This window comes from Paraburkholderia sp. RAU6.4a, assembly GCF_050435625.1.
GTDB classification, from domain to species: Bacteria; Pseudomonadota; Gammaproteobacteria; order Burkholderiales; family Burkholderiaceae; genus Paraburkholderia; species Paraburkholderia tuberum.
This window is the reverse complement of the sequence record NZ_JBNDKQ010000001.1, coordinates 688846-701862: the sequence shown is the minus strand read 5'-3', so window position 1 is coordinate 701862 and position 13017 is coordinate 688846. Positions and strand designations below refer to the sequence as shown.

14 protein-coding genes and 3 pseudogenes are annotated in these 13017 nt (G+C 61.3%); 7 read left to right on the top strand and 10 right to left on the bottom strand.

The window, feature by feature from the left end; genetic code table 11:
- Nucleotides 1-139: 139 nt before the first annotated feature.
- Complete coding sequence (locus tag OKW40_RS03205; RefSeq protein ID WP_429488095.1) at nt 140-913, bottom strand: helix-turn-helix transcriptional regulator; 774 nt, start codon at nt 911-913, stop codon at nt 140-142.
- 116 nt (nt 914-1029) lie between these two features.
- On the opposite strand from OKW40_RS03205, the gene OKW40_RS03200 reads away from it, so the two are divergent.
- Nucleotides 1030-2109: an alcohol dehydrogenase catalytic domain-containing protein gene (locus OKW40_RS03200; RefSeq protein ID WP_187611930.1), complete on the top strand. Its 1080-nt coding sequence runs from the start codon at nt 1030-1032 to the stop codon at nt 2107-2109.
- A gap of 231 nt (nt 2110-2340) precedes the next feature.
- Here the strand turns inward: OKW40_RS03200 and OKW40_RS03195 are convergent.
- Nucleotides 2341-2466, bottom strand: a pseudogene (locus OKW40_RS03195) (IS30 family transposase); the annotation flags it as partial.
- A 75-nt stretch (nt 2467-2541) separates the two neighbouring features.
- On the opposite strand from OKW40_RS03195, the gene OKW40_RS03190 reads away from it, so the two are divergent.
- From OKW40_RS03190 to OKW40_RS03165, 6 genes and pseudogenes are all read left to right on the top strand, one after another.
- Nucleotides 2542-2760 (top strand): hypothetical protein, encoded by a 219-nt coding sequence (locus tag OKW40_RS03190; protein WP_090811471.1) that lies wholly within the window; start codon nt 2542-2544, stop codon nt 2758-2760.
- 196 nt (nt 2761-2956) lie between these two features.
- A complete protein-coding gene (locus OKW40_RS03185; protein WP_184058723.1) occupies nt 2957-3265 on the top strand; it encodes a hypothetical protein in 309 nt (102 codons plus the stop codon).
- Nucleotides 3266-4020: 755 nt separating this feature from the next.
- Nucleotides 4021-4818 carry an alpha/beta hydrolase gene (locus OKW40_RS03180; RefSeq protein WP_429488093.1) on the top strand — a complete coding sequence of 266 codons (798 nt, stop codon included), beginning with the start codon at nt 4021-4023 and terminating at the stop codon, nt 4816-4818.
- A gap of 3 nt (nt 4819-4821) precedes the next feature.
- Nucleotides 4822-5163, top strand: coding sequence for a hypothetical protein (locus OKW40_RS03175; protein WP_429488091.1), 342 nt, complete (start codon nt 4822-4824; stop codon nt 5161-5163).
- A 112-nt stretch (nt 5164-5275) separates the two neighbouring features.
- A pseudogene (locus OKW40_RS03170) lies at nt 5276-5545 on the top strand (DDE-type integrase/transposase/recombinase); the annotation flags it as partial.
- A gap of 218 nt (nt 5546-5763) precedes the next feature.
- Nucleotides 5764-6272 (top strand): annotated as a pseudogene (locus tag OKW40_RS03165) (IS66 family transposase); the annotation flags it as partial.
- 100 nt (nt 6273-6372) lie between these two features.
- Here OKW40_RS03165 and nirD read toward each other — a convergent pair.
- From nirD to OKW40_RS03125, 8 genes are read right to left on the bottom strand one after another with little or no spacing between them, the layout of a single operon-like run.
- Nucleotides 6373-6693 (bottom strand): nitrite reductase small subunit NirD, encoded by a 321-nt coding sequence (gene nirD / locus OKW40_RS03160; protein ID WP_090811477.1) that lies wholly within the window; start codon nt 6691-6693, stop codon nt 6373-6375.
- Between the two features lies 1 nt (nt 6694).
- Nucleotides 6695-7063: an SUF system Fe-S cluster assembly protein gene (locus OKW40_RS03155; RefSeq protein WP_090811480.1), complete on the bottom strand. Its 369-nt coding sequence runs from the start codon at nt 7061-7063 to the stop codon at nt 6695-6697.
- A gap of 8 nt (nt 7064-7071) precedes the next feature.
- Entirely contained in the window at nt 7072-7527 is a 456-nt protein-coding gene (gene sufU, locus OKW40_RS03150; RefSeq protein WP_184058729.1) for a Fe-S cluster assembly sulfur transfer protein SufU, read from the bottom strand.
- Entirely contained in the window at nt 7524-8777 is a 1254-nt protein-coding gene (locus tag OKW40_RS03145) for a cysteine desulfurase (protein ID WP_316251658.1), read from the bottom strand. Before OKW40_RS03145 ends, sufU begins: the two co-directional genes overlap by 4 nt.
- Nucleotides 8774-10096 (bottom strand): Fe-S cluster assembly protein SufD, encoded by a 1323-nt coding sequence (sufD, locus tag OKW40_RS03140; protein WP_429488089.1) that lies wholly within the window; start codon nt 10094-10096, stop codon nt 8774-8776. The genes OKW40_RS03145 and sufD overlap by 4 nt, the downstream gene beginning before the upstream one ends.
- Nucleotides 10093-10884: a Fe-S cluster assembly ATPase SufC gene (gene sufC / locus OKW40_RS03135; RefSeq protein ID WP_184058733.1), complete on the bottom strand. Its 792-nt coding sequence runs from the start codon at nt 10882-10884 to the stop codon at nt 10093-10095. Before sufC ends, sufD begins: the two co-directional genes overlap by 4 nt.
- Before the next feature lie 29 nt (nt 10885-10913).
- On the bottom strand, nt 10914-12362 hold the full coding sequence (gene sufB, locus OKW40_RS03130) for a Fe-S cluster assembly protein SufB (protein ID WP_184058734.1): 1449 nt from the start codon (nt 12360-12362) through the stop codon (nt 10914-10916).
- The gene (locus OKW40_RS03125) at nt 12334-12810 is read right to left on the bottom strand and encodes an SUF system Fe-S cluster assembly regulator (protein WP_429488086.1); all 477 of its coding nucleotides are present in this window, start codon (nt 12808-12810) and stop codon (nt 12334-12336) included. The genes sufB and OKW40_RS03125 overlap by 29 nt, the downstream gene beginning before the upstream one ends.
- Between the last annotated feature and the right edge of the window lie 207 nt (nt 12811-13017).

The following is a 13017-nucleotide window of genomic DNA, read 5'->3' as shown; positions in this document are numbered from 1 at the left end:
GCGACGACCTGGCAACAAATTCGCATTCGCCCATGGGCTTGCCTGGCGCCAGGCGCAGTGGCGTCACAGGAAGGAGCAAGGCGGACGCATCTCGCTGAGCCATCCCCGGAATGCACCAAGCTTCCCGCCACACGACCGCTCAGACAGGCGTGTAGATCGCCAACTTTAGTGCAGGGTCATCGTTCGCCTGAAACGTCGTGTATTCGTAGCGCTGCGTGCCTCGCTGCGGGTGCGCGAGCACTTTCTGGCCGGCCACGCTGCTGCGGATGTCATGCGCGTCCCACCACCGCGCGAACTCCCGGCTACGGGCACGCACGCGCTCGACCAGTTCGATAAACGCCGGATCGTCGGTATGGAGATCGTGGGTCGCGCGAAAGAGCGCAATCATTCGACGGGCTTCATCGGACCAGGTGACCCCGAAGAGCCGCCGCGATTCCGGCTCGATAAACATGAAGACCAGGATGTTGCGGTCCGCTTCGGCGAAACGGTCGAAGCCCAGGAGGTCCGCAGCGGCGGTGTTCCACGTCAGGATGTCCCAGCGCCTGCCGGTTACGTACGCCGGCACATCAAGGCGCGCGACCAGACGTTCGATCGCCGGAGTGACGCTCTCGCGCGTGAACGCGACCCGATCGCCGTTGCCCGCGAGCGCCCGCAAATGTGCTGTTTCGACCTTGCCGAGGCGCAGGGCGCGAGCGAGCGCGTCGAGGGTGGTATCGGACGGCCTGACGGTTCGGCCCTGCTCGAGCCGCACATACCAGTCCACGCCGATGCCCGCCAGTTCCGCCACTTCCTCCCGTCGCAGGCCCGGTGTGCGGCGGCGCCGATCGTCGTTGAGTCCGACCGCGTCCGGACTCAGTTTTTCCCTGCGTGAGCGCAGGAAATCGCCAAATTCGTTTCGACTCGATGTCGTCATGATTGTCGTTTTCGCCTTGGGAGGCACGCTGAAGTCCTAGGATAGTGCTAGGCCTTGTTACGAATGCTACGCCTGCCAGAATGGTCTCGTCCAATTACCCTGACCGGAGACCGACAATGAAAGCTGCGATTCTGAAGACGCTCGGCATGCCACTCGAGATCGAACACATGCCGGCCCCCTTGATCGGCACAGGCGAGGTCATTGTCGATGTCGCCGCCGCCCCCGTGCTGCCCTACGCGAACGAAGTCTTCAGCGGCGAACGCCGATACCCAATTGACCTGCCGATGGTTCCCGGCTGCGGCGCGATTGGTCGCGTGCGTGCTATTGGCCCGGACGCCACGCACCTGAAGCCGGGTGACTGGGTGTTCTGCGATCCGACCGTGCGCTCGCGCGACGACGCCCTGATCCCCGACATCGCACTACAGGGCTGGAGCGCGCGCGGGGACGGCGGCAAACGTCTGCAACGGCATTTTCACGATGGCCCCTTCGCCGAACAGGTGCGAGTGCCGACGGAAAACGCCGTTCGCATCGGGGAGATCGATCCGGCCGATGTCGCCCGGTGGTGTGCGCTCAATGTCATGCTGGTGCCCTACGGCGGACTGCTCGCAGCTGGTTTGCAGGCAGGTGAGACGTTGCTCGTGAGCGGCGCGACAGGCAACTTCGGCAGCGCGTGCGTCGCCGTCGCCCTCGCGATGGGCGCGCGCTGCGTGGTCGCGCCGGGACGCAACGAACAGGCCCTCGCGGATCTGGAACGCCGCTTCGGCGAGCGCATCCGGACCGTGAAGCTTTCGGGTCGTGAAGAAGAGGACCGCGAACGGATGCGGCTGGCGGCGCCCTGTCCGATCGATTGCGTGATTGATCTGATGCCGCCGTCGGTTAGCACGACCACGGTGCGCGCGGCGGTCACGACCGTCCGCGCTTATGGACGAGTCGTGCTGATGGGTGGCGTCGGCATGCTCGGCGGCGAAGGGCTTGACCTGCCTTATGCGTGGATCATGCGCAACGACATCACGATACGCGGCAAATGGATGTATCCGCCCGCAGCAGTGACGCGCATGACGGGCTTGATCCGTGCCGGGCTGCTGGATCTCGGCCACTTTGACGTCACAACCTTCCCCCTTGATGACGCTAACGACGCGGTGGCTCACGCAGCTGCGAACGGCGGCCCATACAGGATGACGGTGATCCGTCCTTAGACGGCGGACTCTCGCCTCACGCCGGACATACTTTGTCGACGATTCAGCCCCCAATGTCGAGTGACCGGTCATGGCCGATAGCACCAGTTCGATGAACGTTTTACAGAGGTGACGTTGGAATTCTCAACGGCAGCTTTCCCGTGGTTGGTGTGAACGCGTACTGCCGGCCATCAAGCGTCATTCGTCCGTTCCGTCGCGCAGACATTCAGACGGCGGGTCCGCCCGGCGGATTCAACCGGTGGATGCAATAGTTTGCTGGAATCGTTCGGCGGGCGTCTCGTAGTCCAGTGTCTTTCTTGGACGCTCGTTCAGTCGTCTTGCCACAGCGTTGAGTTTGGCCTGCGAATACACTGACAGAGCGACCTTGGCGGTGACAACGAGGTCCACCTCGTCCAACGCGACGACGATTAGGGCAATCGTTTGGAGACAGCCATGCATTTCGACTACCAACAATTCCACATCGACGCGTCACCTCTTGATGAAGGCGGCCGCTATTACGCTCGCGCGAAGATCTACCGGCGCGCCTCGGCGAGTGGCGATGCCGTCGAGGTAAAGTATTCGGGCGACCTCGGCGATTACCCCTCCGACGCGGATGCCATTGAGGCGGCGCAGCGTTGGGCGATTCAGTGGTGCGACGAGAACTCCGCTTAGGCTTCACTATCCAGGTCCGGGCTGTCCCGGAGTATTCGCCGCACGCACCAGACATCCAGTTCGGGGGCACGCGTCAGGCGAGAGCGATACGTGCAGCAAGGGCTGACAACGGCCCTCACGACCGATCCTGCTGATCCCCGGCAAAAGAAGCGGCGCATAATGCACACATCCCTTTGTCAGGATGATGGAGGTAGATGTGACAACTTTTGCTATCGACGCCGTTCGCATCAACCCGACGAACGACAGGTTTACCCATGTGCGTTGGGCTCCCGTCGATCCGGCGACGCGTGAATGGCTGTCCCCCCCGGCGATTGTGGAGGTGGTCGAAGTCGTCGCCGCGATCCGTCGGGGAGATGTTGTTTGGTCCCTTTTTACGCTTGGTGGCACACGGTATCTCGGGCCAAAAATTGTGTCTGTCTCTCACACCGACGGAACCGCCGGGATCGACACGGATGTCCCTGGCGATCATGTCGAAAAATGCATTGACGATTTGCCGCACCTTTGACGGCATACCTTTGAGGCCGTCGGCGATCGGACTGTGAAAGGTCTGGACGGGTCGGTAAGACTCGTTGATGGACAGAGAGAGCTGACATTCGCCGACGCCAGTTTGTAAAAGTCAGCAACGCGATACGCGACAGCCGCACCAATTTGATCGGCGAACGTCGGCTCAGGCCGATGACCCACCAGCAGCCTTTCCGCGACGAAAGTCCGCTTCACTCTTCAAAGAGCCATTGATGCTTCGACATGCCGGAAGTCGGCTCTGGGTCGGCAAGACTCATCCATCCATGACTTAGCAGACATTCATCGGCACCGGCTTGCGAAGGTCAGCAAAGCGACCTGCTGCCGCCGCACGCTGCCCGATCGGCAACCGACCGCTATGGCCGAAGTGTACGCGACGGTTATCAGGCAGGTCTTCTGGAGAACCAGCCATGCGGATGACGGCTTTGAGGATAAGGGGTCCGGATTCGTCCGATGCGAGGTGCGCCAAAAAGCGGGCGCACGAGCCGGGACGTAGCATTGTTTCGCACGGCTAGCGTCGGTCGCGCTCGATTTCAGTCTGTTCTGGGCTGCTTCGTACGGACCAACCCCGCGCCTGGTCGCGTCGCTCGGAAAATATCGAGGATACAAGGCAGGGAAATACTCTCCGTACCATAACTTAGACGCCCACATCCTGACGACACGCCTGAATATGAGCGGTGGCGACCGCGCGCTAAACTGGGTGTGTGCTATCGAAAAGTTCGGTGGGTCGAGCGCAAGACGATGAAATTCACCCGAATGATGGTCGGCCTCGCCGTCGCGTACATGACCGTGTTAGCCGGAGTCGCCATCTTGCAGGATCGTTTTCTCTACTTCCCTCAGAAGGCCGCAATCGAGGAGGTCACCTCCGGCGGACTGCGCGCCTGGCCGACACCTGAGGCGTTCAGGGGCCTCGTGGCGGAGCCGGCCGGGTCCGCGCGCGCCACGGTCATCGTCTTTCATGGCAACGCGGGGCATGCCGGCCACCGCTCATTCTATGCCGCGGCGCTCACCCGGCTCGGGCTGCGCGTGATTCTCGCCGAATATCCAGGCTACGGGCCGCGCACCGGTGCATTAGGCGAAGCGAGTCTGGTCGACGATGCTCAACAAACCATCGCGCTCGCACATCGCCTCTATGGAGCGCCGCTGCTGCTCATCGGCGAATCGCTTGGGGCCGGCGTGGTGGCTGCGGCCGGCTCGCGCGAACGCGACAAGATCGCAGGCATGATGCTCATCACGCCATGGGATCGGCTCGAGCACGTCGCCGCTTACCACTATCCGTGGCTGCCCGTGAGGTGGCTGCTGCGCGACCGATACGACAGCGTGACCCATCTGGCGTCGTTCGACCGCCCGATTCTCGTCGTGGTTGCGGAACGCGACAGCATCGTCCCTACGCGCTACGGCGAGGCGCTTTACAACTCGCTGTCCGCACCGAGAAAACTCGTGGTGGTGAAGGCGGCTGACCATAACGACTGGATTGGCCACGTCGACGAAACCTGGTGGCGGGAGGCGACCGACTTCCTTCTCACGCCTTTGCATTGAAATATGAAGACGCCACCGGTCTCGTCCAACTCGGAGCGCATCTATGTTCTCGATGCGAAGAACAGGCCTGTCGAGGTGTTCGACCACGGCGCGTGGTCGCGCTGGATGACGGAAAACGAACTGATCTTCCGCCGCACACTGCTGGACGACTACGGTGTAACGGTCACGACCCGCTTCCGTGGTGTGGCCAAACCGAAAACCGGGGAGGCTTTGCTGTTCGTGACGCGCGTCGCCGGAATGCAGGCGCAAGACAACAGGAGCTACGGAGCAAGTACGCTTGATGAGGCGCTGGAGCAGCATGAGCGCATCGTGCAGAAAATCCTCCGGATAATGACAGGGCGGTGACCATTACAGCACGACGATTCTGCGGAGTCGTAACCCCAGGGAGTCGTCCATACATGGTGCAAACGGCGCAAGCGAATCGGTTAGAGTGTCCTGCTGAACGAATAGAGAGCCGTCGTGGCGTGTCGATGAAACGTAGCTGAAGATCCGCGGCAGGTGGGTGTAGCTCCGCCGGGCGGTGAATCGGGCCGGCCAGACAGTTGACTTCATGCTACGTGCAAAGCGCGACGTGAAGGCGGCCAAAGCCTTTTTCAGGAAAGCTCTCAAACATCAGGGCAAGCCGCCGAAGACCATCTCACTGGATGGCTATGCCGCCCCACAACGCGCGGTGCGTGAGATGAAGGTTCGATCCTCGAAATATCTCAATAACCTGATTGAACAGGACCTACCTGTCTAGCCGTGAGGAAACTGATGAGCCGCGAATGATCTGTGGGCTTTATGAACCCTCATTGTCCGATGACGTCGAAACGCTCCTCGGCGAAATGAACCTGGGGAAACTTCAAGAAGGTCTTGTACATAACCGCTGCAGGAAAAGCAGTCGATCACACGACCCCGGGCCTCGATCGCGCTTATTCGGCCGCAATTGACATTTCCCGACAACATGCCCACGCGAGAAGAAAGTTCTACGACGTCCACGTGCGCACGCCGTCCGACACAACGCAAAAGGCGCTCGAATATATTGGCGGGCTCTATGACATCGAGGCCTCCATTCGCGGCAAGCCAGCGGCCGAACGGCTGCGAATACGGCAGGAGAGAGCCAGGCCACTGCTTCAAATCTACGAAGCGTGGCTCAGGGCAAAGCTCGAAACGCTTTCGTCAAAGTCCGATGCAGCCAGGGCAATCAACTACTCGCTGAACCAGTGGAGCGCACTGACGCTGTATTGCGAAGACGGTACGCTCGAGATCGACAACAACATCGCGGCGAACGGGCAGCCGCGATGTACGCACTGATCGGAACTTGCGCACTGAATGACATCGATCCGCGCGCCTACCTGGACTACGTGCTAACCCACATCGCCGATCACAAAATCAATTGCATCGACGAGCTCCTGCCTTGGTGTGTGGCCAACAAACTGCACACGCGAGCCAGTCCGCCGAATCCCGCCACCTGACCGCCAGCTCCAGTTCGCCATCATGCCTCACGCGCGCGCGAACGGACGAACGGCCCAGCTGAGCCGCTTACTGAGAACGAGAGCCGGTCGACAGCGCACCTCAATCCCACCGCTCGTCACGCACCTGAACGACGCCCGCCTCGATCCGCACCGGAAACGCCACCACATCCTCATATGCCGGCGGCGCCAGCACCTTTCCGGTCCTGATGCAAAATCGTGCACCGTGGCGCGGACAGACGACCACGTCGCCTTCGACCACACCGCCAGTCAGGATGCCGCCGTCGTGCGGGCAGACATCCTCGATTGCATAACAGGTGCCGTCGACGTTGAACACAGCAACCTGCGCGCCGTCGACCTCGACGCTGCGAACAGACCCGGCCGGAAAATCCCCGATCGCAGCGACGTCGACCCAGTCTGACATGTCAAAGCATCCCCAATTGCAGGCGCGCCGCATCCGACATCCGGTCTCTCGACCACGGCGGATCCCACACCAGTTCAACGTGCACGTCGTTCACTCCGCTCGCCGAGAACACCGCATCCTCCACCGTCGCCGGGAAGGTCTGCGCGACCGGGCAGCCGGGCGCGGTCAGCGTCATGCGGATCCCAACGCGGCCTTCGGCTTCGTCCACGTCAAGACCATAAACAAGCCCCAGATCGTAGATGTTGACCGGAATCTCCGGGTCGAACACGGTGCGCAGTGCATCGATCACGCGTTCTTCAAGACCTTCTGTTGTCGTGCCACTGCCGGGTTGTGCGGCCTCAGCGCGCTTCAGCCAGTCGAATGTGCTCATCGTCTGCCTCACTCTGTCGAAACGGGGCGATCCTCGTCGTGCAGCGCGGCGTGGAGCGTATGCCAGGCCAGCGTCGCGCACTTCACACGCTCGGGAAATTCACGTACACCGGACAGCACCGCCAGCTTGCCCATCTCCGGCGCGGCTGTCGCCTGCCCTGCAGCGGGTGTTGTCACCATGTCGTGAAAGCGCCCGAACAGCGCTTCGGCCTCTGCTTCCGTTTTGCCTTTCAGCGCCTCGGTCATCAGCGACGCTGATGCTGTCGCAATTGCACAGCCCGCGCCTTCGAAACTCGCTTCTTTGACGATGCCGTCCTCGATTCGCAGATAAAGCGTTATCCGGTCGCCGCACAGCGGGTTATAGCCCTCAGCCGTGTGATTGGCACCGGACAGTCCATGACAGTTACGCGGCCGCCGGTAGTGGTCGAAGATGACTTCCTGATACAGATCGCGCAGATCGCTCATTTTCCGAATATCTCCCTGACCTTTCCGAGACCTTCGATCAGCGCGTCGATATCCTGGTGCGTGTTGTAGAGGGCGAGCGACGCGCGCACGGTCGCCGGTACGCCGAAACGCTGCATCACCGGCATCGCGCAATGATGGCCCGCACGCACCGCGATGCCGTGATGATCGAGAATCGTGCCGACATCATGGGCATGCACGCCGTCGAGCACGAACGACAGAATGCCTGCCTTGTCGCGTGCGCTACCGATAAAACGCAAGCCCGGTATCACCCGCAGGGCGGCCGTCGCATAGGCGAGCAGTTCGTTCTCGTGCGCGGCGATGACTTCCATGCCGATGCTGTCGACATAGTCGAGCGCCGCGCCCAGCGCAATCGCGCCGGCAATGTTCGGCGTACCCGCCTCGAACTTCCACGGAATCGCGTTGTATTCCGTTTTCTCGAACGTTACCGATCGGATCATGTCGCCGCCGCCCTGCCATGGCGGCATCGCTTCAAGCAGTGCGGCCTTGGCGTATAGCACGCCAATGCCAGTCGGTCCGTACACCTTATGCCCGGACAACGCGTAGAAATCGCAATCTATCGCGCGGACGTCGACCGGCAGATGCGTGATTGCCTGTGCGCCATCCAGCAGCACCGGCACGCCCCGCGCGTGTGCCGCTGCAACGATGCGCTCCACCGGATTGATGCTGCCGAGCGCGTTGGCCAAGTGCGTCATCGCGACCAGCCGCGTACGTTCGCTTAACAAGCGCTCGTACGCGCCGGCATCGAGTGCGCCCGTATCGTCGATCGGCACGACTTTCAGCGCCGCGCCCGTCTGCTCGCAGACGAGCTGCCACGGCACAATGTTCGAATGGTGCTCCATCGCGCTAATCAGGATTTCGTCGCCGGGCTTGATCTGCGGGCGAGCATAGCTCTGGGCGACGAGATTGATCGCTTCGGTCGTGCCACGCACGAACACGATCTCCTCCGGACGCTGCGCATTGATGAAGCGTGCAATCTTCGCGCGTGCGGCCTCGAATGAATCGGTCGCGCGCTGCGACAGCAGATGCACGCCGCGGTGCACATTGGCGTTGCTATGCCGGTAGTAAGCGTTTTCCGCGTAGATGACCGAGGCAGGCTTTTGCGTCGTGGCGCCATTGTCGAGATAGACCAATGGCCGGCCATGCACGCGCTCGCCCAGAATCGGAAAATCGGCTCGCCAGTGCTCGACATTGCGCGGATCGGGCGTCTGCATCTGTTCGATCGGCTTCATAGCAGCTCCCTGATGCGCTCGCCTTCCGGGGTGCGCGCGAACAGCAGGTTTTCGAGCCGGCCACGCAGCGAATCGATGCGCACACCTTCGACTATGTCGCGCGCAAATGCGTATGTCAGTAGCGCCCGTGCCATGCGCTCTTCGACACCTCGTGCACGTAAATAGAACAGCTGGTTGTCGTCCAGTTGACCGACCGTCGCGCCGTGTGTGCATTTCACGTCGTCGGCGTAGATCTCGAGTTGCGGCTTCGTGTCGATTTCCGCATCGCGTGACAGCAGCAGGTTGTGATTCGCCTGATGCGTGTCCGTTTGCTGTGCATCGCGATGCACGATGACGCGCCCGTTGAACACGCCGCGCGCCGCGCCGTCGAGCACCCCGCGGTAATGTTCGCGACTCGTGCCATGCGGCTCTGTGTGATCGATGCGCGTGTGGTGATCGACGTGCTGCCGGCCCCCGACGAAATAGAGACCGTTCAACGTCGCTTCCGCGTTCGCGGCGTTCAGGCTTGTGCCGATACCAGTGCGCGACAACGCGGCGCCGAACGCGAACGCATGTGAGGTAAAACAGCTGCCCCGTTGCTGCGCAGCGGCGACCGACGCAATATGAAAAGCCTTCGGGCCCTCTCGCTGCAACCGGTAGTGCTGCACGTCCGCCTGCTCGTCTGCGACGATGCGGGTAACCGCATTGGTCCAGTACGCGTCGCCGCTCAGCCCTACAAAATGCTCGACGATCGTGCAGCCCGAGCGTGCTCCTGCAAGCACGACATTGAACGGCTGCACCGCAAGACCCGCTTCGTCGGTCAGGAACAGGATCTGCAGCGGTTGTTCGATGACCTCGCCAGGCGGCAGCACGATGGCAAACCCATCCGTCATAAACGCCGTATTTAGCGCGGCAAAGCCATCTGAATACGCCTGCGAAGCGAATGCCGATTCCAGTTGTTGTGGCATTTCTCTCAACGCCCGGGTGAGCGAGCCCACAAATACCCCGTGTGGCAAACCATTCAGTTTCGACGGCCGCGGCACATGCCGACCGTTGACAAAGACCAGTCGATGCGCGGCAGGGTCCAGCTTGAGTTCATCGATGACGTGCCGCACGTCGCTATCGTCCGTGCGTTGTGCCTTGAAATGCCAGGGACGCTTGCCAATCGCCGACACGTTCGTGTATTTCCAGTCCTCGTGCCGCGTGGTCGGCAAACCCAGCGCGTCGAACTGGTCGAACGCGCTTCGGCGCGCGGCACGCAGCCATGGAAACTCAACGCCGGGCAACGTCTTCGCGAGTTGCCCAAACTGATGGAAATAGTCAAGAGATTCGTTTTTCATGGATGCCCCGCACTTTCCTGGCTTGCTGTATTTTCTGGTTGCACCGCTTCATCGTCGATCCAACCATAGCCTTTACGCTCCAGCTCCAGCGCCAGTTCACGGGACCCCGACTTCACGATCCGGCCATTCGCCAGCACATGCACGCGATCCGGCACGACGTAGTCCAATAGCCGCTGATAGTGCGTCACGAGCACGATCGCCCGTTCTGGACTGCGCATGCTGTTGACGCCCTGCGCGACAATCTGCAATGCGTCGATGTCGAGTCCGGAATCCGTTTCGTCGAGAATGGCGAGCCGGGGCTCCAGCACGACCATCTGCAGAATCTCGTTGCGTTTCTTCTCTCCGCCGGAAAACCCTTCGTTCACGGCGCGATACAGCAGACTCTCGTCCATCCGCATCAGCGTCATCCTCTCCTTGACCCGTTGCAGAAACTCCATCGCATCGAACTCCGGCTCGCCACGATACCGCCGCTGCGCATTCAGCGCCGCCTTCAGCAGATAAACGTTGCTCACGCCGGGTATCTCGACGGGATACTGGAACGCGAGAAACAGTCCTTGGTGTGCGCGCTCCTCGGGTGCGAGCGCCAGCAGGTCGCGGCCGAGATACGAGACCTCGCCGCCCGTGACAGCAAAGTCCTCGCGCCCGGCCAGCACCTGGGCAAGCGTGCTCTTGCCCGAGCCGTTTGGACCCATGATCGCGTGCACCTCGCCGGCCCTTACATCCAGATCGATGCCACGCAGAATTTTCTTGCCGTCGACTTCGACCTGCAGATTACTGATTTCAAGCATGGTCCGAATCCCTCGCGAATCGCTGTGGGTTATCCCACGGCGCCTTCCAGGCTGACGCCGAGCAGCTTTTGTGCCTCGACTGCAAACTCCATCGGCAGCTCCTTGAAGACCTCCTTGCAGAAGCCGTTCACGATCATCGACACCGCATCTTCCGGCGACAACCCACGCTGCCGGCAATAGAACAACTGGTCTTCGCCGATGCGTGATGTCGATGCTTCGTGTTCGACCTTCGCGGTCGGGTTCTTGACCTCGATGTAGGGGAATGTGTGAGCGCTGCAACGGTTTCCGAGCAAAAGCGAATCGCACTGCGTGTAGTTGCGCGCGCCTTCCGCCGCACGGCCGACCTTCACGAGGCCGCGATACGCGTTCTTTCCGCGGCCCGCCGAAATGCCTTTCGACAGAATCGTGCTGCGCGTATTGCGGCCGAGGTGAACCATCTTCGTCCCGGTATCGGCCTGTTGATAGTGGTTGGTCAGTGCCACCGAATAGAATTCACCGACCGAGTTATCGCCCTGCAGGATCACGCTCGGATACTTCCACGTAATTGCCGAACCAGTTTCCACCTGAGTCCATGAAATCTTCGAATTGGCCTCGCGGCAGTCGCCACGTTTGGTCACGAAGTTGTAGATGCCGCCCTTGCCCGACGCATCGCCCGGATACCAGTTCTGCACGGTCGAATAGCGGATCTGCGCCCCTTCCAGCGCGACCAGCTCGACCACAGCGGCATGCAGCTGGTTTTCGTCGCGCATCGGCGCGGTGCAGCCTTCCAGATAGCTCACGTACGCGCCTTTGTCCGCGACGATCAGCGTGCGCTCGAACTGCCCGGTGTTCTGGGCGTTGATACGAAAGTAGGTCGACAGTTCCATCGGGCAGCGCACGCCCGGCGGGATGTAACAGAACGAGCCATCGCTGAACACGGCGGAATTAAGCGCGGCGAAGAAATTATCGGTGTGCGGCACGACCGAGCCGAGATACTTTCGCACCAGTTCAGGATGATGCTGTATGGCATCCGAGAATGAACAGAACACAATGCCGAGTTCCGCCAGCTTTTCGCGGAACGTAGTCGCTACTGACACGCTGTCGAATACCGCATCCACCGCTACGCCCGCCAGCAGTTCGCGCTCCCTCAGCGGCACACCCAGCTTTTCGTAGGTACGCAGCAGTTCCGGATCGACTTCATCGAGACTCTTCGGACGATTCTTCTGCGTCATCGGCGCGGAATAATAGATGATGTTCTGATAATCGATCGCCGGGTGTTCGACCGTCGCCCAATGCGGCTCGGTCATCGTGAGCCAGTGGCGATAGGCCGCGAGTCGCCATTCGAGCATGAACGCCGGCTCGTCTTTCTTCACCGAAATGAGCCGGACCACATCCTCGCTCAGCCCGCGCGGAAGCGCATCGGCCTGCAGATCAGTCACGAAACCGTGCTGGTATTCGCGGCTGATCAGTTCATCGAAACCGGTTGTGGATGCGCTCATGCGTGGCCTCCGTCAATCGACTTGGCGCAGGCGTCGAGCCCGCGCGATGGGTGGAGATACTACGCGCGCGGATCGCGCTGATATCGACTGCGCGCAAAGTGGGGCCCGCCATGTCCGCCAGCGTGACCTGCTGCAACGCTTCGTAAATCAGGCGATTGACCTTCTGCCAGTTGGCGCGCACCGCGCACGCCGCCTCCTGGATACACAGGCCTGGCGTAGTGCTGCATTCGGTCATCCCGATCGGGCCGTCGACGACGGCGATCACCTCCGCCAGCGTGATCCGCGCGGGCGGCCGCGGCAGCAGGTAGCCGCCGTTTGTGCCGCGCAGCGACTCGACGACACCACCGCGCGTCAGCACTTTCAGCACCTTTGACACCGTAGGCATCGCGACCCCGGTCGCCGCCGCAATACTGCTTGCGCTGTGGACGGCATCGGGATCGCGCGCCATCGCAGTCATGATCACCGTGCCGTAATCGGCAAGTTTGCTCATGCGCAACATCGGAACATCTCCCGTTTTAATCAGGACCCTTTTGGTCCAGATTACATCGAAACGAAAACCGCACGTTTGGAGTGAGCGACACTGTCCTGTGTGGGGATTCCTGGCCACGTCGCGAATCGCTTTCCGTTTCGGGAGAAGTATTTCGCGAACGGCCCA

What these genes read in the sequence shown, in the direction of transcription:
- OKW40_RS03205 (WP_429488095.1), bottom strand. Translation starts at nt 913, where the DNA reads ATGACGACATCGAGTCGAAACGAATTTGGCGATTTCCTGCGCTCACGC.
- OKW40_RS03200 (WP_187611930.1), top strand. Translation starts at nt 1,030, where the DNA reads ATGAAAGCTGCGATTCTGAAGACGCTCGGCATGCCACTCGAGATCGAA.
- OKW40_RS03190 (WP_090811471.1), top strand. Translation starts at nt 2,542, where the DNA reads ATGCATTTCGACTACCAACAATTCCACATCGACGCGTCACCTCTTGAT.
- OKW40_RS03180 (WP_429488093.1), top strand. Translation starts at nt 4,021, where the DNA reads ATGAAATTCACCCGAATGATGGTCGGCCTCGCCGTCGCGTACATGACC.
- OKW40_RS03175 (WP_429488091.1), top strand. Translation starts at nt 4,822, where the DNA reads ATGAAGACGCCACCGGTCTCGTCCAACTCGGAGCGCATCTATGTTCTC.
- nirD (WP_090811477.1), bottom strand. Translation starts at nt 6,693, where the DNA reads ATGTCAGACTGGGTCGACGTCGCTGCGATCGGGGATTTTCCGGCCGGG.
- OKW40_RS03155 (WP_090811480.1), bottom strand. Translation starts at nt 7,063, where the DNA reads ATGAGCACATTCGACTGGCTGAAGCGCGCTGAGGCCGCACAACCCGGC.
- sufU (WP_184058729.1), bottom strand. Translation starts at nt 7,527, where the DNA reads ATGAGCGATCTGCGCGATCTGTATCAGGAAGTCATCTTCGACCACTAC.
- OKW40_RS03145 (WP_316251658.1), bottom strand. Translation starts at nt 8,777, where the DNA reads ATGAAGCCGATCGAACAGATGCAGACGCCCGATCCGCGCAATGTCGAG.
- sufD (WP_429488089.1), bottom strand. Translation starts at nt 10,096, where the DNA reads ATGAAAAACGAATCTCTTGACTATTTCCATCAGTTTGGGCAACTCGCG.
- sufC (WP_184058733.1), bottom strand. Translation starts at nt 10,884, where the DNA reads ATGCTTGAAATCAGTAATCTGCAGGTCGAAGTCGACGGCAAGAAAATT.
- sufB (WP_184058734.1), bottom strand. Translation starts at nt 12,362, where the DNA reads ATGAGCGCATCCACAACCGGTTTCGATGAACTGATCAGCCGCGAATAC.
- OKW40_RS03125 (WP_429488086.1), bottom strand. Translation starts at nt 12,810, where the DNA reads ATGGCGCGCGATCCCGATGCCGTCCACAGCGCAAGCAGTATTGCGGCG.